Raw genomic sequence first — 18,725 nt, forward strand, 5'->3', positions numbered from 1 at the left:
TTACCGCTGGCAGGTCCGGCAATAAAAGGTCGAGCGGCCGCTTTGCACGATGCGCTCGATGTGGCCGCGACAGCCGGGCGTCGGACAGGGCTCGCCTTCGCGATCGTAGACCGCGAAGGAATGCTGGAAATAGCCCAGCGACCCGTCTGTGTGCACATAGTCGCGCAGCGAAGACCCGCCGGCGGCGATCGCATCGGCGATCACCGAACGGATTGCCTCGGCCAGTCGTTCGCTCTGTTCCTTGGCCTTCTTGCTGGTCCCGGCGATGGTGCCTGCCTCGCGCAATGGCGAAAGGCCGGCGCGCCACAGCGCTTCCGACACATAGATATTGCCGAGCCCGGCAATCAGCTTCTGGTCGAGCAGCGCCGCCTTCAACGGCGATCTGCGGCCCTTCAGCAGAGAGGCGAGCAGGGCGCCTTCCAGCGCATTGCCGGTCGGCTCGACGCCCAGTCCCGCGAGCATCGGATGCGCGTCGGCCAGGCCTTCCGCAAACAGCATGAAGCCGAAGCGACGCGGGTCGTTGAAGACCACGCGAGACTGGACGCCGACAGGCGACACGACATGGAACACCACATGGTCGTGCTTGGCATTCTTCGAGCGCTCTTGATGGAACGTGCCGGGCGTCTCTTTGTCATCAGCGGCCTCGATGCGGAACGAGCCCGACATGCCGAGATGGCAGATCAGCACCGGGCCATCGTCCAGGTGTATGGTGAGATATTTGGCGCGGCGGCCAAGCGCGATGACGGTCTTGCCGGTCAGCCGCTGCGCAAATCTCGCCGGAAACGGAAATCTGAGATCGGGCCGGCGCGCCTCGACGCGCACGATCCGCGCGCATTCCAGAACCGGCTGCAGGCCGCGCCGGACGGTTTCGACCTCGGGCAGTTCAGGCATGGCCGCCTATCGCCGCATGGAAGGAAGCGCCGTGGCGGCCGCGCGCCAGCTTGAGGTGTTCGGCGACCGTCTCGCCGATATCGGCGAAGGTGGTCCTGAGCCCGATGTCGCCGCCCGTGAGACCCGGTGCGGTGCCGATGACCGGGACGCGTTCGCGCGTGTGGTCGGTGCCACGCCATGTCGGATCGTTGCCATGGTCGGCGGTGAGGATGAGCAGATCGCCCGGCTTCAGCTTTGCCAGTGCCTCGGGCAGCCGGCGGTCGAAGGCTTCGAGCGCCGCAGCATAGCCGGCGACGTCGCGGCGATGGCCGAACTCGGTGTCGAAGTCGACGAAATTGGCGAACACCAGGTCGCCGTCGCCGGCATCGTCCATCGCGCCCAGCGCCTTGTCGAACATTGCCATGTTGCCGGGCGCCTTGCGTACTTCCGAGATACCGCGGTGGGCGAAGATGTCGCCGATCTTGCCGACCGCGATCACCCGGCTGCCGCGCCCGGTCAAGCGGTCGAGCAGCGTCGGCTCAGGCGGCGGCACGGCGTAGTCATGGCGGTTGTAGGTGCGCTCGAAGGTGGCTGATGTTTCGCCCAGGAAAGGCCGTGCGATCACCCGTCCGATCTTCAGCGGATCGACCAGCCGGCGTACCGTCTTGCAGAACTCGTAGAGCCGCTCAAGGCCGAAATGAACTTCGTGCGCTGCTATCTGCAGGACGGAATCGACCGAGGTGTAGCAGATCGGCTGGCCGGTGCGGATATGCTCCTCGCCGAAGCGCTCGATGATCTCCGTGCCGGGCGCATGGCAGTTGCCGAGAATGCCCGGCACCTTACCCTCGCGGATCATCGCTTCGGTCAGTTCGGCAGGGAAGGCGGGCACCTTATCGGGGAAATAGCCCCAGTCGAACCGCACGGGCAGCCCGGCGATTTCCCAGTGACCCGACGGCGTATCCTTGCCGCTCGAAATCTCCTGCGCGGCGCCGTGGAAAGCGGAGGCTGAAACGGCGGCTTTGCTGTCGAATTGGAAGCCGGTTGCGGTTTCTGCTGCGCGGCCGAGACCGAGCGAAACCATGGTGGGCACCTTCAGCGGTCCCTCGCGCAGGCCCTCGCGATCGGCGCGGGCTTCCGCGCAGGCCAGCGCGATATGTCCGAACGTGTTCGAGCCGGCGTCGCCATAGCGTTCGGCATCGGCGGCGCCGCCAATGCCGAAAGAATCGAGAACGAAGAGGAAAGCGCGTGACATAGGTGCCGTCATTGCCAGTCTGGTTGACCAGACATAAGGTCCCGTCGCGGCATTGGCAAATCGTAAACCAGGCGGCAACGGCCTGACGCGATGGTCGCGAAGTCGGGCAGGCGTGGTGTACGCATCCTTGAGACATGCAATGCGCTTCAAGGAACGGTGTGCGGGGCATGGATCGATGAGACGGGCTGACCTCGGTTGGAGTGCACTGGCGACCACCGTAGCACTGCTGGCCTCGCAGCTCGCCGCGCACGCCGACTGGCGCGACCAGATCGGCGCGTTTCGGATCGGCATCGTTGCCGAGCCGGGCGCCGGCAACACGGTTCCGGGTCTGGCCATGCTGACTGACGCCTACGGCAGGGCGCTCGGCATGAAGGTGGAATTCGTCGTCGCGCATGACTATGCGGCGCTGATAGAGGCGCAGGCCAATGGCCGGATTCAATACGCGGTCTATTCGGCGACCGCCTACGCCACCGCCTCGGAGCGCTGCGGCTGCGTCGAACCTCTTGTGGCGCCGGTCGATGCCGACGGTGCCACGGGCATCCGCTCCGTGCTTTTGACGCGCGACGGCAGGCTTTCCGATCTCGCGGCCCTGGAAACGCACCGCATCGCCATGGCGCCGTCCGGCAATGTCGGCGGTTCGCTTCTACCGCTCGCCGGGCTGGCGGCCGACGGCATCAAGATCAGCCAGAATGCGCCATTCCTCGTTCATGCCGGCTCGGCTGCCGCCGCAGAAGCGATGCTGGCCGATGGCCAGGCCGATGCCGTATTCGGCTGGGAGCGGGCCACGGCGGAAAACCGGACGGCGATTGCTGGCGATCAGCCGGCTGATCCGGACGGCACGGCGGCGCGGCTGGAGGCGGCGGGGATTCCAGAAGCCGCGCTCCAGATCATCTGGACTTCCGGCGTGCTCAGATACGGCCCTCACGCCGTACGCAGCGATCTCGACCCCGAAGCCAAACGCCGACTGACCGTCTTCCTCACCAATCTCAGATCGCAGTCGCCGGAAGTCTACGATTTCGTGGAATCGAGACATTCGGGAGGGTTCACGCTCGCCGCTGCGAGTGACTATGCGATGGCCGCTTCCATCGTGCGCCTGGTGTCAGCCAGCACCGACAGCAGCGCGCAATGAACCCGGGTTGAATGGGTAGAACTGCTTCAGCAATCGCTGCAGGGGATCGACGTGGCCCGGCGCGGCCTGAGATAGTAGGTTTCGCTCATCGTTATCTTGCCTTTGTTGAAGGCCGAGATAAATCCGAGCGGCTTTTCGGAGCCTTCCGACCAGGAGATGATCGGTTGGTATGCTAGAGTGGTTTTGACACGAATGAGGAAAGTCCCCGCAACATTGAGCGTCGCCGGAACGGTGGTGGAAGTTGTCGGGTTGGAGTCGCGGCCAGTCTTCCCATCCAGCACGCTCCAGGACCACGCCACCTTTGCTTGCGGTATCGGATTGTTCGGGTCGGTTCTGATGTCGATTGCCGTAATGGAGATATTGGCGACCGAGCGGTTGTAAGGCTGAAGGCTGGAGTTGCCGATCTTCATGATGTCGGTGAGATCTGCGTTGACCACCGACGTTTGCTGCGTGACGAGGTCGGCAACCATGGAGCTGATGCGGCTGACCTTCTTGCTGGCCTCGATGGCTTGCGAGGCCTCCATGGTAATGAAATACATGATCAGCAAGACAGGCACGATGAGGGCAAACTCGACGGCCGCTATGCCGCGCCGATCGGAAAAAAACCGCGCCGCTCTCTTCCAGACAACCGACATCCCCGGATGTGCCCCCGCACGAAACATGCACTTTTCCTTTTGCTTACACGTGCAAACTCAGTTGTCGAATGGCTCGTTTTGCCACGTTGTCGTCGCGTAATGCAGAGTCTTGCCGCCATCCATATTCGACATGTATTGAGCCATGAAATCGGTCATGACCGGCCAGGGGTAAAAGACCCGCAGCATGTTCTTTGATTCTGCCGGACCTATTGTAGGGGTCCCGAAAGCCGGGTCCTTGCCTGTATCCGGATCCTTGCCCGTCAGCGTGATGGTCGAGCCGGAAATCGTGAAACCCGCACTGGCTGCCCCGGCAAAGGTCTTGAACGGGCGCAGATCCACCAGCAAACCGGGGCAACCCTTCGCGACAATGATCTCGAGTCTGGCGCAGACCAAGCCCTTCAGCTTCTCTTCCGTCACATCGGCTTGCCTCAACTGGCCAGTACGCAACTGACGGGCGATATCATCGGTGATGTTGGCCATCACCTCCTGTCCGGCAAATGAAACGCAGCTCTCGAGGATGGCGAAGACGAGAGCCGCAAACGGTAACGCAAGCATCGCGAATTCTATCGCCGTGCTGCCGCGCCGATCACGCAGGAAACGACGGGCAAACGTCACGCGCCCTGCCTTGGCCTTGCAGATCTCGCGTTCTGAATCCTCGTCCAAAACGTCGCCCATATCCCGTTCCTGCCGATCCTGATGCGGTACCGTCAGCACCACTATCAAGAACCCATTTAGCTCCGGTTTGAATGACCGTTAAATTCGACCAGGCGACATTAACCGGCCGCTAACCGACGCGGCTTTCTCGAGACAATCGAGCCAACTGAGGCGCTTACTGCCCAGCGCTCATCTCGGCTTCGGACGACTTTTCCGAGTCGCTCTTGTACGAGCTTTCGCAATAGGGCGTGCAGGACATGGTCTGTACCGAGGCGCGCCTGTAGATACGCACGGACGACGCGTCCTGGCGCACCACGGTCACCTGCTCGTCGACGATCGGGCTGCCATCGTGGTCGAGGACAACCAGATTGGTGACGCCGAACCCCTTGCCGGTCAGTACGATCGTCGATGCATCCTGGACGGAGGCGTCGGCAATCGCCGGATTGCCGACGACTATGGTGTCGGCGGGGCGTGTCAGTTTGACGATCTTGGCCTGATTCATCGTCACTTCGATGCCGGCTCCGGCCTTGGCCGGCAGCACAAAAGCCGGGACGGCGAGAAGCGCGACAAGCAGGAATGACGATTTCATGGCAGTCATCAAGGCGCTCCACAGCGGCAAAACTTGTTCAAAGAAACATGAAGGAGATTGGTGAACCAACGGTTAAACCCTTGACCGGCGCCGGGGTATTCGCACCAATCCTGCTGCCAGCTAATATAACAATGCATCCTGCCGATAGCCGTGAAATTACAGCTCTTCACGGGCAGGCGAGCTACTGTCCAGCGTTTAGTTTACGGTTAACCACGCAAGCTGTTCGAAGCGGGAAAGGAATCGGTAAGGCTGTTTATTAAGCCGATTGAAAGAGCTTCTCCGTAGATTGGCAGCATCCGATCAACCACCACAGAAGTTGACGGAAGTGCTGTAACACGTGGAGTAGGAGCTCTCGAATGTCTAATCTCATCGCACGTTTCGCGAAGGACGAATCCGGCGCGACCGCTATCGAATACGGTCTGATCGCCGCTCTCATCGCGCTTGCCATCATGGTTGGCGCTGGTCAGCTCGGCAATGCCCTGAACGCCAAGTTCACGACCATCGCGGATTGCGTGAACGATCCGACGAACGCTGCTTGTAAGTAATGATCTAGCATCCTGTTTCGACCGGTAGACTGGAAGGGCCGCCTCGCTGGCGGCCCTTTTGTCTTTTGAAGATCGTTTGGCTTTGGTCTTGCTGCGCCGCTTAGCGCGCTGACATTTCCCGGGATTTGACCCGGATGAGCAGAACTCACCAATCCTTAACCCAAGCCGCCTAACCTGCAGCCATCGTTGCCTTTCCATGAGAGACCGATGCTCAACGCACTGATCTTCGTTGTCTTTCCGTTTTGCATGCTTTTTGCGGCGATCTCCGACGCGCTGTCGATGACAATCTCCAATCGGGTGCCGGTGCTGCTTGTGGCCGTCTTTGCCGTGGTTGCGCCACTGACGGGTATGGACTGGGCAACTTATGGCTGGCATTTCGCCGCCGGCGGCCTGGTGCTGGCCGTGACTTTCGGTCTGTTTGCGCTCGGCGGCATGGGCGGCGGCGATGCCAAGCTTTTGGCAGCCACGTCCATCTGGATGGGACTCAACATTCACCTTGTCAATTACCTCGTGGCTTCGACGTTCATCGGTGGCCTGCTGACGCTCGCCATTCTCCTCTATCGGAAATCGCCGCTGGCGACCTACACCAGTCACAATCCGGTCCTGCGCCATTTCGCCGACGAGATGAATGGCGTTCCCTATGGCATCGCACTCGGCATTGGCGGGCTGCTGACCTATCCGGATTCGCCCTTGATGGAATGGGCATTGGCAAGGTTGGCGACCTGATGTAGCGAACCTCCTCTGCCCTTCCGGCATCGATCCTGAAAAGAGGCGGCTTGGCCGCCTTTTTCATTTGTCGGAGCATGGTCGTGTAATTATGTAAACCTTGAATTAATCACGATCGTAAGCATTGTATTAACCTTGTTTTGACGATTGCCGCTGCAAAGTCCGGCCTGGCTAGGTGGTTGCCTAAAGGCGAGGGTTCGGACAGATGCCAGCATCCCGACTGATCATTCTGGGCGTGGCGGTGGCTGCGGCGGGTGGTGCAGGTTATGTTGCCAAGAATATGGTGGCGGTCCCGCCCCAGCAGGTCGTCGTCGATGCACCGCAGGCACCGGCCATCGCCTTGCAGGATGTGCTCGTGCTTTCCGGCGACGTGCCGATGGGAAGCCCGCTTGAGAACAATCTCAGCTGGGAGTCCTGGCCGTCCGATGGCATCAATGCGAATTTCATCACCCGTGCCGCCGAACCCGAAGCGCGGGAGAAGCTGAAGGGCTCCGTCGCCCGCATGGCGATGTACACCGGTGAGCCGCTGCGGCGCTCCAAGCTGATCGGCGAGGGGCAGAGCTTCATGTCTTCGATCCTGCCCACCGGCATGCGTGCCGTCGCCACCGCGATCTCGGCCGACACGTCGGCAGGCGGCTTTATCCTGCCTAACGATTTTGTCGACGTCATCATGACCCGCAGATCCGACACCGGCAACGCCGGTAGCGGATTCACCACCGAGACCATCCTCAAGAACATCCGCGTCCTGGCGATCGATCAGACCATCCAGGAGGACGAGGAAGGCAAGAAGACCAGGGTCGGACAGACGGCGACGCTGGAGCTGACGCCGCAGCAGGCCGAGATCATCACCGTCGCCCAGCAGATGGCCGATCGCCTGACGCTGGCGCTGCGCTCGATCACCGACAACAAGGAAAAGGGTACCGATGAAGCCGACTACCTCGTTTCCGGCAATGGGCGGCGCGGAACGGTGCGGTTGATCAAATCGGGCGAAGTTTCCGAAGTAGGGGCAAGGAAATGAGGTTAGTCGCTAGACTGCCGGTCACCACGGCTGCGGCCATCGGCCTGCTTTTTCTCGGAGCCCATGCAAGTGGCCTTGTCGACGCCAAGGCCGCCGGAAAGAGCGTCGGGGTCACGGCCTCGTCGGCCACGCAACGTGTCAAGCTTGGCCTCAACAAATCGGTGGTCATCGATCTGCCGAGCGACGCCTACGACATCCTGGTCGCCAACCCCGCGGTCGCCGATGCGGTGACCCGCACCGCAAGGCGGATCTATCTGTTCGGCAAGTCGGTGGGCGAAACCAACATCTTCGTCTTCGGTCCCAATGGCGAGCAGATCGCCAGCCTGGATCTGGCCGTCGAACGCGACGTCGCCGGATTGGAAGATTATCTCAAGCGCTTCCTTCCGAATGCCGAGATCAAGGTCGAGTTGCTGAACGACAACGTCGTCCTGACCGGGACGGTGGACACGCCGCTCGATGCCAAGCGCGCCGTCGATCTGGCAACCATCTTCGTGTCCGGCGGTGAAGCGACGACCGGTCAGTATTCGCAGACCGCGGCAGGCGGCAATGCCAATGGCGGCGTCGACATCAACAATCCGGATGCCGAACGCCGGGTCTCGAAGATCGTCAACCTGCTGCAGATCATCGGCGACGACCAGGTGACGCTGAAGGTGACCGTGGCCGAAGTCAGCCGCTCGGTGATGAAGCAGCTCGGCGTCAACATGGTTGGCAAAGGCAGCTCCAACGGCATCAGCTTCAATGCGACCAGTGACACCTTCCCCGGCCTAGGCAAGCCGTTGTCGAGTTCGGGGGTCAATTTCGCCACCTCTGCTCTGCAGGGCTACATCACTGCGATGGAGCAGTCCGGCGTCATGAAAACGCTGGCCGAGCCTACTTTGACGGCCGTCTCCGGTGAGAAGGCGACCTTCAAGGTCGGCGGCGAGTACAATATGGTCAGCGCCGTTACAAATGCCAAGTCGGATGCCAATCAGAATGCCGACAGGGTTTGGACGGCTCAGAAAATCGAATACGGCATCGGCCTGGAGTTTCAGCCTGTGGTGCTGTCGCCCGGTCGCATCAGCCTGAAGGTCAGGACGTCGGTTTCCGAACCGACCACCGAAGGCGCGGTCTCTTTCGGAGACACCAACGTCATATCGCTGCGCAAACGTTTGGCCGACACGACCGTGGAACTGCCTTCGGGTGGATCGATGATGATAGCCGGCCTCGTCCGCGACGACGTCAGGCAGGCGGTAAACGGCTTGCCCGGACTGACCAAGATCCCGGTGCTCGGCACGCTGTTCCGCAGCCGCGATTTCGTCCGCAACGAAAGCGAGTTGGTCATCATCATCACGCCTTATCTGGCGCGGCCGGTGGCGCGCAACGACCTGGCCAAGCCGGATGACAATTTCAACGCCGCCGGCGATGGCCCGGCCATGTTCCTTGGCCGCGTCAACCGCGTCTACGGCACCATGCAGACAGACAAGCCCAACGGCCGCTACCACGGCGTTGTCGGCTTCATCTACAAGTAAGCGGGGAGCGGACATGTCTCAGTCAGCATCGAAGGCAGTGGCGGTCGCCGCGACAGTGCGGTCCGGCCGTGCCCGGATCAGCCGATCGGCAATGCCGATCCTGGCGATCGCGATCGCCGCCTCGCTCGCCGGTTGCGCCAAGCGCGACAGCATCACGGTTGGGGCGATTCCCGATGATTATCGCACCACGCATCCGATCGTGATTGCCGAGAAGAACCAGAAGCTGGACCTCCCGGTCGGCGCCGGCGATCGCGGCATGACCGGCTCGCAGCGCGACACGCTTCTGGGCTTCCTTGACGGCTACGACAGGAGCGCTGCCCCGGCGCTGACGATCGCAATCCCGATCGGCTCGGCCAATCAGGTGGCGGCGACTGCCGCGGCGCGCGATTTCGCCAGGCTGGCGGTTGCCGGCGGCATCAAGCGAAACCGGATCGTGGTGACCTCCTACCAGTCGGTTTCCCCGGAAGCCTCGGCGCCTATCCGCGTTTCCTATATTTCGGTGAGAGCCCAGACCGACAAATGCGGGCGCTGGCCCGAAGACATCCTCGCAACCTCCGAAAACAAGCACTACGCCGATTACGGCTGCTCCTCTCAAAACAACCTCGCCGCGCAACTCGCCAATCCGGCCGATCTGCTCGGGCCAAGAAAGTCGTCCGATATCGACGCCGAGAACCGCGGCGCGGTGATCGACGTCTATCGCGGCAGAGGTATTTCGGACGAGTTCCTCGGCAGTTCGGAAGTGACGTATTAGGAGCGCCGGTCCCGCGTAGAGACCGGAAAGAGAAGTCACGGAAAAGAGCATGACGATGAGCAATCTTGCCTACGACACGCCCGGAGACGGCGGCGACAGCTCGCAATCGGACGTTGCAGCGATGCAGGCGCTGCGGCCGGTGCCGCGTATTTCTATTCAGGCATTTTGCGAGACGGAAGGTGTCGCGCATCCGGTGGAGCGGGCAGGCGAGGATCGCCGCATGGCCAAGGCGCATCTGAAAGTGCATATGGGCGGCATCGCCACGGCGATCGAATTCTACCAGTCGGCGCCGACGCCGAACCTGATCCTGCTGGAATCGCGCAGCGAACCGAAGCAGTTGCTGGAGCAGCTTGCCCAGCTTTCCGAATATTGCGATCCCTCCTCGAAAGTCGTGGTGATCGGCCACTACAACGATGTCGGTCTTTACCGCGAACTCATCCGCTTCGGTATTTCCGAATATGTCATCGCGCCGGTGTCGATGGCCGATATCGTCTCCGTGGTTTCATCGATCTTCGTCGATCCGGAAGCCGAGCCGATCGGCCGCTCGATCGCCTTCATCGGCGCCAAGGGCGGCGTCGGCTCCTCGACCATCGCCCACAATGTAGCGTGGGCGATGTCATCGCTGTTCAAGTCGGAAGTGGTCGTCGCCGATCTCGACCTGGCTTTCGGGACGGCCAACATAAATTTCGACCAGGACCCTGCGCAAGGCATCGCCGAAGCCGTGTTTTCGCCCGAACGAGTTGACGAGGTCTATCTCGACCGGCTGCTTGCCCAGTGCGCCGAACATCTGTCGCTGCTCGCCGCGCCCTCCACCCTCGAACGTGTCTATGATTTCGATCCCGATGCCTTCACGCAACTCATCGACACCGCGCAGCGCAGTGTGCCGCTGCTGGTGCTCGACGTTCCTCATGTCTGGACTGGCTGGACCAAGAACACACTGATCAAGGCTGACGAGATCGTCATCACGGCGACGCCGGAACTGGCCAATCTGCGCAACACCAAGAATCTGGTCGATATGCTGACGCGGCTTCGCCCGAACGATCCGCCGCCGAAACTGATCATCAACCAGGCCGGCGTACCGAAGCGACCCGAGATATCCGCTTCCGACTTCGCCGAACCGCTCAGCCTCACGCCGATGTCGGTCATCGCCTTCGACCCGTTGTTGTTTGGAAATGCCGCCAACAACGGCCGCATGCTGGGCGAGATGGATGCCAGGAGCCCGGTCGTCGGCATGATCAACGAAATCGCGCATGTCCTGACCGGTCGCAGCGAAATCAAGGCCAGGAAGAAGGCAGGCCTTGGCGGCCTGCTCGGCAAGCTCTCGCGTAACAAGAAATGACGCTCCCCTCCAAATCAAGAAGTAGAGCATGATGTCGTCCGAAAACCGCTTCGGCATCATGTTCTGGACGGAATTGGTAGTCGATCATGTTTGGTAAAAGAGGCTCCGACGACGGCGGCCGGTTCACCCCGGAGTTCCGTCAGCCAGCACCGGCGCCAGCGGCGCCGGCCACTGCAACGCCTGCGGACATGGCGGTACTTGCCCGGCCCGCGGCAGCGCCGCCTGGAGCGCCGGGAACCCCGCCAACTCGCCGTGCCGTTGAGGCGCCATCGATGGCGCCGGAGCCGCCAAAAAAGATCCAGCGCGAAAAAAGTGAAACCTACTACGACACCAAGAGCCAGGTCTTCTCCGCGCTCATCGACACCATTGACCTGTCGCAACTCGCCAAGCTCGATCCCGAGAGCGCGCGCGAGGAAATCCGCGACATCGTCAACGACATCATCGCCATCAAAAATTTCGCAATGTCGATCGCCGAGCAGGAAGAGTTGCTCGAGGACATCTGCAACGATGTGCTGGGCTACGGCCCGCTGGAGCCGCTGCTCGCCCGCGACGATATCGCCGACATCATGGTCAACGGCTCCAAGAACGTCTACATCGAAGTCAATGGCAAGGTCGAACAGACCGGCATCCGCTTCCGCGACAATCAGCAGCTGCTCAACATCTGCCAGCGCATCGTCAGCCAGGTTGGCCGCCGCGTCGACGAATCGAGTCCGATCTGCGACGCCCGCCTACCCGACGGCTCCCGCGTCAACGTCATCGCCCCGCCGCTCTCCATCGACGGCACCGCGCTCACCATCCGCAAGTTCAAGAAGGACAAGCTGACGCTCGATCAGCTGGTCAAGTTCGGCGCCATCTCGCCGCAGGGCGCCGAGATCCTCAAGATCATCGGCCGCGTCCGCTGCAACATCGTCATCTCCGGCGGTACCGGCTCCGGCAAGACGACGCTGCTCAACTGCCTGACCAACTATATCGACCGCGAAGAACGCGTCATCACCTGCGAAGACTCGGCCGAACTGCAACTGCAGCAGCCGCACGTGGTGCGTCTCGAAACCCGCCCGCCCAATCTCGAGGGCGAAGGCGAGGTGACAATGCGCGACCTGGTCAAGAACTGCCTGCGCATGCGGCCCGAACGCATCATCGTCGGCGAAGTGCGCGGACCGGAGGTTTTCGACCTGCTGCAGGCGATGAACACCGGCCATGATGGGTCGATGGGAACGATCCACTCCAACAGCCCGCGCGAATGCCTGAACCGTATCGAATCGATGATCGCCATGGGCGGCTATTCGCTGCCGCAGAAGACCGTGCGTGAAATCGTCGTCGGCTCCATCGATGTCATCATCCAGGCAGCACGCCTTCGCGACGGCTCGCGCCGCATCACCCACATCACCGAGGTGATCGGCATGGAAGGCGACGTCATCATCACGCAGGATATCGTGCTCTACAACATCAAGGGCGAGGACTCGAATGGAAGGCTGCTTGGCGAGCACGTGTCGACCGGCATCGGCCGTCCGCACTTCTGGGATCGCGCCCGCTACTATGGCGAGGAACAGCGCCTCGCCAATGCGCTGGAATCGATGGAGAAACGCGCTGACTGACGCATATCGAGGTTGGAAGCAATTCCAGAAAAAGTGTGAAGCGGTTTTCCCGGGAAAAGCGCGTAGTGCTTTCCCTTGGGAATTGCGTCAAAACAAAGCGATAGCGCATATCGCCGTTTCCTTGAAACGGCGATATGCGCTGGGGACCGAGGTCGATGTTCGGAATTGACACCACCGTACTGGCGTTCATCGTGCTCGCCGGCTTCAGCGCCGGTGCGGTCGCCTATGCCTTCCTGTTCACCAAGATGAGCAACGAGAAGCAGGCCGGCAAGCGGCTCGAGACGATCAAGGCCGCCGAGACCGATCGTTCGGTCGTCAAGGCTTCGCGCGACCGTGTCGCGGAGGCGGTCAAGCGGCGTAAATCTGTCCAGGACACGCTGAAACAGCTCGACGAAAAGCAGAAAACCAACGAACTCGCCGTCAAGAAGCCGCCGTTAAAGGCCCAGATTCGTCAGGCCGGCATGCAGGTCTCGATCGAGCGTTTCTATATCTACTCCGTCATTTGCGGCATCGCGCTGACGGTGCTTGCCTATCTCGCCGGCGCGCCGCTTCTGGTCCTGCCGGGCGCGCTGCTGGCGGGGGCGCTCGGCCTGCCGCGCTGGTTCGTCTCGTTTCGCCGCGCGCGCCGGGTCAAGGCGTTCCTCAACGAATTTCCCAACGCCCTCGACATCATCGTGCGCGCCGTCAAATCCGGCCTGCCGCTCAACGACGCCATTCGCCTGATCGCCAGTGAATCGCCGGAGCCGGTCAAGACCGAGTTCCGCCGGATCGTCGATTCACAGCAGATTGGCATGTCCATCCCCGATGCCACCTTGCGCATGGCTGAAACCATGCCGTGCAGCGAGGCAAGCTTCTTCGGCATCGTTATTCAGATCCAGTCACAGGCCGGCGGTAATCTCTCCGAGGCGCTTGGCAACCTGTCGCGCGTGCTTCGCGATCGCAAGAAGATGAAGGCCAAGGTCCAGGCGCTTTCCATGGAAGCCAAGGCGTCGGCCGTCATCATCGGCGCGCTGCCTTTTGTCGTCGCCCTTCTCGTCTATCTGTCGAGCCCGAACTACATCATGCCGCTGTTCACCACCAGCACCGGCAATCTGATCCTCGGCTGTTCCGGCGTCTGGATGTCGATCGGCATTCTGGTGATGCGCAAGATGATGAACTTTGGAGTTTAGGCCGACCTTGGAAAGCTCGAAACGAAAAGACTGAAAACGAATGACCGACCAAGTCGTAAAATCGCTGACCGATCCTGCCTTCCTGATAGCGTTGCTGGTTGGCATTGCGGTGTTCGCGACCGTCTTCACGGTGCTGCCGGCCCTTGGTGGCAATCAGCTCAAGACTCGCATGAGATCGGTGGCGCTGGAGCGTGACGAATTGCGCGCCAAGCAGCGCGCGCGGCTTGCCAATGAAGCCGATCGTCGCCGCAAGGGGCTGCGCGAAGAGCAGTCGATCGGCATGCGCAACATCGTCGACAGGCTGGACCTGCGGCGTGCGTTGGCCGATGAAGGCACGTTGCAGAAGCTCAAGGTGGCGGGCTTTCGTGGCCAGAACCCGCTGACCCGCTTCCTGTTCTTCCGCCTGATCCTGCCTTTTGTCGGTTTCGCGCTGGCAGCGATCTATCTGTTCGTGCTCGGCGGACTGCCTGACCGGCCGGCCTTCGTGAAACTGTTCGTCTGCATCCTTGTCGCCTACGCCGGTTTCTACGCGCCGATCCTTTACGTCAACAATCGTGCCGCCAAGCGCAAGCAGTCGATCCAGGCGGCGTGGCCGGATGCGCTCGACCTGATGCTGATCTGCGTCGAATCGGGCATGTCGGTCGAGGCCGCCTTGCGCAAGGTCTCCGAGGAGATCGGTTCGCAGTCGGTGGCGCTGGCGGAGGAATTCGTGCTGACCAACGCCGAACTCTCTTATCTGCAGGAGCGCAAGCAGGCTTATGAAAACCTCTCGGCTCGTACCGGCCTGGAGTCGGTGAAGTCAGTGTCCCAGGCGCTGGTCCAGGCCGAACGCTACGGCACACCCGTGGCGCACGCATTGCGCGTGCTGGCCTCGGAAAGCCGTGACATGCGCATGAATGCCGCCGAGAAGAAGGCCGCCGCCCTGCCGCCGAAGCTTACCGTGCCGATGATCCTGTTCTTCCTGCCGGTTTTGTTCGCCATCATTCTAGGCCCAGCCGGCATTCAGGTCAGTCAGCGCGGCATCTTCGGCGACCAGCACAATTCCTCAAGCCAGTAGGCCTCGGTTGCAGCCGTACAAAAGAGCCGCACTGCCAATGCAGTGCGGCTCTTGGTTTTCAGCGTTGATGCGTGGACGGATTTGCGCTGTGCGGAGCCGGCGCCCATGCGGCGCTCAGTTGGTCGCCGGCTTTGCCTTGTCCTGATCCTTGAGCTGACTCCAGGCGTTCTGCTGGGCAAGCATCTGGCGAAGATAGGCTACATTGGCTTGCGCCTGTTCGGGTGAAAGCTCCTGCGACGCGATCTTCTCGGCCTCGTCGAAGCGGCCCTGCAGTCCCACGACCAGCGCAAGGTTCTGGCGCACCCGGCTGTCGGCATTCGGTTGCTGGGCTGCCGAGCGCATATAGGTCTCGGCGGTGCGCAGATCGCCTTCCAGCACATAGGACATACCGAGATTGGAAAGGATCGAGGGTTCGTTCGGCTTTAGGTCCAGCGCCTTGCGGTAGTTCTGGCGCGCTTCATCCTTCTGGCCAAGCTGGTCGAGAATGGCGGCCTCGGCCGACATCAGCCGCCAGTCCGGATATTCCGGCGTCTGCGCCCGGCGCACGGCGTCGAGCGCCGGCTCGAACTGGCCGTTGGCGGCCAGCGCCTTGCCGTAGGCGGCAAGCACGTCGCGATCCTTGGGGTAGGCGATCGCCAGCTTGCGCATCACGGCAAGCGACTGGTCAGCATCGCCGTCCATCTGGAGCGCCGCCGCAAAATTTGTCGCCAGCCGCTTGTCGTTGGGGTTCTTTGCGTAGGATTCGCCCAGCCGCCCGGTCGCCCCGTGCAACTCGCTGGCCGACATGGTTTCCAGCGGTTTGCCGCTGGTGCGCCCGATCGAGCCGGTCGTGAGCTTGCTGGTTCCGCACCCGGCAACACCGGCCGCCAGCGCCATCAGCAGTGCCGTGGTGACCAACCGTTTGCCCGTGACGTTCATCCTGCGGTTGGTGGGCATCGGCACGGGGCTCTCCATTCCTGCGCGTGGCCATTCACGTGGCCATCTTCATCCCCGCAGAAATATTCTGTTAACCCTAACGGACAGTTAAAAAGTGAGCCGTCGGATCGGTGAACGGCCCGCCGGAAGCCTTTGGCCTAGCAGTCCCATGCCGGCCCCTGTGCATAGATGTTGAAATCATCCGACGTCCCTGTCACTTGACTGAGGACGACCTGCAAGCCTCCCGGAGACCATCGAATGCCCGTCGAACTCATCGAGACACTAAACACTGCCCTGCCGGTCCATCTGGTCGCGAGCGATGGACTGGAGGCCTTGGGGCTTTCGCCTTCCATGACCGCATGGGCGGCCGCCAACGGCTTTTCCGGCGAAGCCGGTAGGACGCTCGCCGTTCCCGGCGACAACGGTTCCCTTGCCGGCGCCTTGTTCGGCGTCGGTGATGGCGAGGGCGCGCTGGCCGTCGGCATGCTGGCGAGAGCCTTGCCGGAAGGCGACTGGCATTTTGCCGCCGCTCCAGCCGAGCCGGAACTCGCGGCCATAGCCTTGGTGCTCGGCGGTTACGTCTTCACTCGCTACGGAAAGAAATCAGGCAAGACGCTGCGTTTTGCGCTGCCGCTCGGCGTAGATGCAGGACGCGTCCGGCGCATCGCCGACGGCGTCTTCCTGGCGCGCGACCTCGTCAACACGCCGACCAGCGACATGGGACCGGACGAGTTGGAGAAGGCCGTGCGGACCCTGGCGGCCACTCACAAGGCCGAGGTGTCGGTGATCAAGGGGGATGATCTCCTGAAGCAGAATTTCCCGATGATCCATGCGGTCGGCCGGGCCTCGGTCGGAGCGCCGCGACTGATCGACATGGTTTGGGGACCGGAAGGCGCGCCGAAGGTGACGCTGGTCGGCAAGGGTGTCTGTTTCGACACTGGCGGCCTCGACATCAAACCGTCGTCGGGCATGCTCTTGATGAAGAAGGATATGGGCGGCGCCGCCAATGTGCTGGGCCTGGCCTCGATGATCATGGCTGCCGGGCTGAAGATCCGGCTGCGCGTCCTGATCCCGGCGGTCGAGAATTCGATTGCCGGCAACGCTTTCCGGCCTGGAGATGTACTGACCAGCCGCAAGGGCATTACCGTCGAGATCGGCAACACCGACGCCGAAGGGCGGCTGGTGCTGGCCGATGCGCTGGCGCTGGCCGATGACGAGGAGCCGGAACTGCTGATCGACATGGCGACGCTGACCGGGGCAGCGCGTGTCGCGCTCGGTCCCGATCTGCCGCCTTTCTACACTGGCGACGAAGCGCTGGCGTCCGAACTGGCTGCGGCCTCGGTGGCCGTCGAGGATCCGTTGTGGCGCATGCCGTTGTGGCGGCCCTATGACGCCAGGCTGGCGTCGAAGATCGCCGACATCAACAACGTCACCACGGACGGTCTCGCCGGCTCGGTCACCGCGGCGCTGTTCCTCAAGCGCTTTGTCGAACGGACAACGGGCTGGGCGCATTTCGACATCTTCGCCTGGAACCCGTCCGATCGCCCCTATGGACCCGCCGGCGGCGAGGCGCAAGGCATCCGTGCACTGGAGCGGGTCATTTCGAGGCGCTATGCCTAGGGTCGTGAGCAAAGCACACTGCCTCTAAACTGAAACGGAACCGAAACAATTTGCCGTCATGCTCGCGCGATGTCGATTTCGATGCGTCCGAGCCAGGCGATGCGACTATGGCAGCAGGTGATGCTGTCGCAGGTGCGCGCCGGCGCGCCAGATCTCACCATGCGCCAGACGGCGATCCTGTTCACCATCTATCTCGACCCGCCGCCGCACACGGTGCGCGGCCTGGCAGCCCGCCTCAATGTCACCAAGCCGGTCATCACCCGCGCCCTCGACACTATGGGTGCGCTGAAACTGGTGTCACGCCATCGCGACGAGCTCGACAAGCGCAATGTGCTGATCCGGCGCACGGTCGAAGGCGCGCTCTTTGTCGAGCGCTTCGGGGATGGTATCGTTGCCAGGGCTCATGAACTGCCCATCTGATCAATCCATGAATTAGAACGAGTACCGATTTGACTGCCAGGGATGCCCGCCTCCACGCCTTCCGTTCCGACCTCGCCGATGCAAGGCTGAAAGGGAAGGTTTCGGCCGATCGCTTCGTCACCGGCCGTCCGGCTCGGATCACAGCCTCCGTGGCTGACGTGCGCAAGGCACCGCGCCCGGATGCCGGCGTCAACACGCAGGTACTGTTCGGCGACGATGTGCTTGTCTTCGAGGAAGCCGAGGGATGGGCCTGGGTCCAGGCCGAACGCGACGGCTATGTCGGCTACGTCGGCGCCACCATGCTGGGCGCACGCGAGCATGCGCCAACCCACATCGTCACGGCGCCGCGCACCTTCCTCTATCCTGGCCCGGATCTGCGCTTCCCGATCAGCGGCCAATTGTCGATGGGCTCGACGGTGACGGTAACCGGTGCCGCCGAAACGCGCGGCACGCACTATGCGCTGTTGCCCTCCGGCGAGGCGCTGAGCGCCGGCCATATTTGCCCGGTCAGTGACATCGCCGCCGACTATGTCTCGGTCTCCGAGATGTTTCTCGGCACGCCCTATCTCTGGGGCGGCACCTCCGGCTTCGGCATCGACTGTTCGGGCCTCGTGCAACTGGCCATGCGCATGGCCGGCCGCAATGTGCTGCGTGATTCCGACATGCAAGCGGCAGGCCTCGGCGAGCCGCTCGATCCGGGATTCGATTATGCCGGACTGAAACGCGGCGACCTGGTGTTCTGGAAGGGCCATGTCGCGATCATGACCGACGCCGAGACCATGATCCACGCCAACGGCCACACCATGCTGGTCTCGCGCGAAGGGCTGAAGGAGGCGATCGGCCGGATTGGGTATCTCTATGGCGGGCCGACGGGCTTTCGGCGGCCGTAGCGCCTCGTCCTTCGCTCCCGTTCACGGGGAGAAGGTGCCCGAA

19 protein-coding genes are annotated in these 18,725 nt (G+C 62.1%); 13 read left to right on the forward strand and 6 right to left on the reverse strand.

Annotated elements, in window-relative coordinates; translation table 11 throughout:
• Both mutM and NKI64_RS22465 read right to left on the reverse strand, forming a co-directional pair.
• Positions 1-891, reverse strand: a complete 891-nt coding sequence (gene mutM, locus NKI64_RS22460) for a bifunctional DNA-formamidopyrimidine glycosylase/DNA-(apurinic or apyrimidinic site) lyase (RefSeq protein WP_352670040.1) — start codon at positions 889-891, stop codon at positions 1-3.
• Positions 884-2,122, reverse strand: coding sequence for a phosphopentomutase (locus NKI64_RS22465; RefSeq protein ID WP_023806291.1), 1,239 nt, complete (start codon positions 2,120-2,122; stop codon positions 884-886). Before NKI64_RS22465 ends, mutM begins: the two co-directional genes overlap by 8 nt.
• A gap of 175 nt (positions 2,123-2,297) precedes the next feature.
• On the opposite strand from NKI64_RS22465, the gene NKI64_RS22470 reads away from it, so the two are divergent.
• Positions 2,298-3,251, forward strand: a complete 954-nt coding sequence (locus NKI64_RS22470; RefSeq protein WP_352670043.1) for a PhnD/SsuA/transferrin family substrate-binding protein — start codon at positions 2,298-2,300, stop codon at positions 3,249-3,251.
• 26 nt (positions 3,252-3,277) lie between these two features.
• Here NKI64_RS22470 and NKI64_RS22475 read toward each other — a convergent pair whose 3' ends face one another.
• The 3 genes from NKI64_RS22475 to NKI64_RS22485 form a co-directional block, all read right to left on the reverse strand.
• Positions 3,278-3,913, reverse strand: coding sequence for a TadE/TadG family type IV pilus assembly protein (locus NKI64_RS22475; RefSeq protein ID WP_023699476.1), 636 nt, complete (start codon positions 3,911-3,913; stop codon positions 3,278-3,280).
• A gap of 30 nt (positions 3,914-3,943) precedes the next feature.
• Positions 3,944-4,561, reverse strand: a complete 618-nt coding sequence (locus NKI64_RS22480; RefSeq protein ID WP_050587055.1) for a TadE/TadG family type IV pilus assembly protein — start codon at positions 4,559-4,561, stop codon at positions 3,944-3,946.
• Between the two features lie 154 nt (positions 4,562-4,715).
• Positions 4,716-5,138 carry a pilus assembly protein N-terminal domain-containing protein gene (locus NKI64_RS22485; protein ID WP_023681988.1) on the reverse strand — a complete coding sequence of 141 codons (423 nt, stop codon included), beginning with the start codon at positions 5,136-5,138 and terminating at the stop codon, positions 4,716-4,718.
• A 347-nt stretch (positions 5,139-5,485) separates the two neighbouring features.
• Here NKI64_RS22485 and NKI64_RS22490 point away from each other — a divergent pair, with 347 nt between their 5' ends.
• From NKI64_RS22490 to NKI64_RS22530, 9 genes are all read left to right on the forward strand, one after another.
• Positions 5,486-5,674 carry a Flp family type IVb pilin gene (locus NKI64_RS22490; RefSeq protein ID WP_023692564.1) on the forward strand — a complete coding sequence of 63 codons (189 nt, stop codon included), beginning with the start codon at positions 5,486-5,488 and terminating at the stop codon, positions 5,672-5,674.
• A gap of 207 nt (positions 5,675-5,881) precedes the next feature.
• A complete protein-coding gene (locus tag NKI64_RS22495; protein ID WP_023688722.1) occupies positions 5,882-6,400 on the forward strand; it encodes an A24 family peptidase in 519 nt (172 codons plus the stop codon).
• A gap of 205 nt (positions 6,401-6,605) precedes the next feature.
• Positions 6,606-7,418 (forward strand): Flp pilus assembly protein CpaB, encoded by an 813-nt coding sequence (gene cpaB, locus NKI64_RS22500; RefSeq protein ID WP_023688721.1) that lies wholly within the window; start codon positions 6,606-6,608, stop codon positions 7,416-7,418.
• Positions 7,415-8,926 (forward strand): type II and III secretion system protein family protein, encoded by a 1,512-nt coding sequence (locus NKI64_RS22505; protein ID WP_023732428.1) that lies wholly within the window; start codon positions 7,415-7,417, stop codon positions 8,924-8,926. The genes cpaB and NKI64_RS22505 overlap by 4 nt, the downstream gene beginning before the upstream one ends.
• A 13-nt stretch (positions 8,927-8,939) precedes the next feature.
• Positions 8,940-9,677: a CpaD family pilus assembly protein gene (locus NKI64_RS22510; protein ID WP_023806289.1), complete on the forward strand. Its 738-nt coding sequence runs from the start codon at positions 8,940-8,942 to the stop codon at positions 9,675-9,677.
• 55 nt (positions 9,678-9,732) lie between these two features.
• Complete coding sequence (locus NKI64_RS22515; RefSeq protein ID WP_023806288.1) at positions 9,733-11,016, forward strand: CpaE/TadZ family protein; 1,284 nt, start codon at positions 9,733-9,735, stop codon at positions 11,014-11,016.
• Positions 11,017-11,102: 86 nt separating this feature from the next.
• Positions 11,103-12,611, forward strand: a complete 1,509-nt coding sequence (locus NKI64_RS22520; protein WP_023688717.1) for a TadA family conjugal transfer-associated ATPase — start codon at positions 11,103-11,105, stop codon at positions 12,609-12,611.
• Between the two features lie 155 nt (positions 12,612-12,766).
• A complete protein-coding gene (locus NKI64_RS22525; RefSeq protein WP_352670049.1) occupies positions 12,767-13,780 on the forward strand; it encodes a type II secretion system F family protein in 1,014 nt (337 codons plus the stop codon).
• A gap of 40 nt (positions 13,781-13,820) precedes the next feature.
• On the forward strand, positions 13,821-14,837 hold the full coding sequence (locus NKI64_RS22530; protein ID WP_023696714.1) for a type II secretion system F family protein: 1,017 nt from the start codon (positions 13,821-13,823) through the stop codon (positions 14,835-14,837).
• A gap of 114 nt (positions 14,838-14,951) precedes the next feature.
• On the opposite strand, the gene NKI64_RS22535 is transcribed toward NKI64_RS22530, so the two are convergent.
• Positions 14,952-15,773 carry a tetratricopeptide repeat protein gene (locus NKI64_RS22535; RefSeq protein WP_023669594.1) on the reverse strand — a complete coding sequence of 274 codons (822 nt, stop codon included), beginning with the start codon at positions 15,771-15,773 and terminating at the stop codon, positions 14,952-14,954.
• 237 nt (positions 15,774-16,010) lie between these two features.
• On the opposite strand from NKI64_RS22535, the gene NKI64_RS22540 reads away from it, so the two are divergent.
• The 3 genes from NKI64_RS22540 to NKI64_RS22550 all read left to right on the forward strand — a co-directional run bounded on the left by NKI64_RS22540 (position 16,011) and on the right by NKI64_RS22550 (position 18,682).
• A complete protein-coding gene (locus tag NKI64_RS22540) occupies positions 16,011-17,372 on the forward strand; it encodes a leucyl aminopeptidase family protein (RefSeq protein WP_023816184.1) in 1,362 nt (453 codons plus the stop codon).
• Positions 17,373-17,441: 69 nt separating this feature from the next.
• Complete coding sequence (locus tag NKI64_RS22545; RefSeq protein ID WP_023669596.1) at positions 17,442-17,792, forward strand: MarR family winged helix-turn-helix transcriptional regulator; 351 nt, start codon at positions 17,442-17,444, stop codon at positions 17,790-17,792.
• A 29-nt stretch (positions 17,793-17,821) separates the two neighbouring features.
• Entirely contained in the window at positions 17,822-18,682 is an 861-nt protein-coding gene (locus NKI64_RS22550) for a C40 family peptidase (RefSeq protein WP_023816185.1), read from the forward strand.
• Positions 18,683-18,725 lie beyond the last annotated feature (43 nt).

Source organism: Mesorhizobium sp. M0478, from assembly GCF_040321305.1.
Classification (GTDB): Bacteria; Pseudomonadota; Alphaproteobacteria; order Rhizobiales; family Rhizobiaceae; genus Mesorhizobium.

Excerpts from the sequence above, each read along its gene's own strand:
- mutM (WP_352670040.1), bottom strand. The coding sequence starts at position 891 with ATGCCTGAACTGCCCGAGGTCGAAACCGTCCGGCGCGGCCTGCAGCCG.
- NKI64_RS22465 (WP_023806291.1), bottom strand. The coding sequence starts at position 2,122 with ATGTCACGCGCTTTCCTCTTCGTTCTCGATTCTTTCGGCATTGGCGGC.
- NKI64_RS22470 (WP_352670043.1), top strand. The coding sequence starts at position 2,298 with ATGAGACGGGCTGACCTCGGTTGGAGTGCACTGGCGACCACCGTAGCA.
- NKI64_RS22475 (WP_023699476.1), bottom strand. The coding sequence starts at position 3,913 with ATGTTTCGTGCGGGGGCACATCCGGGGATGTCGGTTGTCTGGAAGAGA.
- NKI64_RS22480 (WP_050587055.1), bottom strand. The coding sequence starts at position 4,561 with ATGGGCGACGTTTTGGACGAGGATTCAGAACGCGAGATCTGCAAGGCC.
- NKI64_RS22485 (WP_023681988.1), bottom strand. The coding sequence starts at position 5,138 with ATGACTGCCATGAAATCGTCATTCCTGCTTGTCGCGCTTCTCGCCGTC.
- NKI64_RS22490 (WP_023692564.1), top strand. The coding sequence starts at position 5,486 with ATGTCTAATCTCATCGCACGTTTCGCGAAGGACGAATCCGGCGCGACC.
- NKI64_RS22495 (WP_023688722.1), top strand. The coding sequence starts at position 5,882 with ATGCTCAACGCACTGATCTTCGTTGTCTTTCCGTTTTGCATGCTTTTT.
- cpaB (WP_023688721.1), top strand. The coding sequence starts at position 6,606 with ATGCCAGCATCCCGACTGATCATTCTGGGCGTGGCGGTGGCTGCGGCG.
- NKI64_RS22505 (WP_023732428.1), top strand. The coding sequence starts at position 7,415 with ATGAGGTTAGTCGCTAGACTGCCGGTCACCACGGCTGCGGCCATCGGC.
- NKI64_RS22510 (WP_023806289.1), top strand. The coding sequence starts at position 8,940 with ATGTCTCAGTCAGCATCGAAGGCAGTGGCGGTCGCCGCGACAGTGCGG.
- NKI64_RS22515 (WP_023806288.1), top strand. The coding sequence starts at position 9,733 with ATGAGCAATCTTGCCTACGACACGCCCGGAGACGGCGGCGACAGCTCG.
- NKI64_RS22520 (WP_023688717.1), top strand. The coding sequence starts at position 11,103 with ATGTTTGGTAAAAGAGGCTCCGACGACGGCGGCCGGTTCACCCCGGAG.
- NKI64_RS22525 (WP_352670049.1), top strand. The coding sequence starts at position 12,767 with ATGTTCGGAATTGACACCACCGTACTGGCGTTCATCGTGCTCGCCGGC.
- NKI64_RS22530 (WP_023696714.1), top strand. The coding sequence starts at position 13,821 with ATGACCGACCAAGTCGTAAAATCGCTGACCGATCCTGCCTTCCTGATA.
- NKI64_RS22535 (WP_023669594.1), bottom strand. The coding sequence starts at position 15,773 with ATGCCCACCAACCGCAGGATGAACGTCACGGGCAAACGGTTGGTCACC.
- NKI64_RS22540 (WP_023816184.1), top strand. The coding sequence starts at position 16,011 with ATGCCCGTCGAACTCATCGAGACACTAAACACTGCCCTGCCGGTCCAT.
- NKI64_RS22545 (WP_023669596.1), top strand. The coding sequence starts at position 17,442 with ATGTCGATTTCGATGCGTCCGAGCCAGGCGATGCGACTATGGCAGCAG.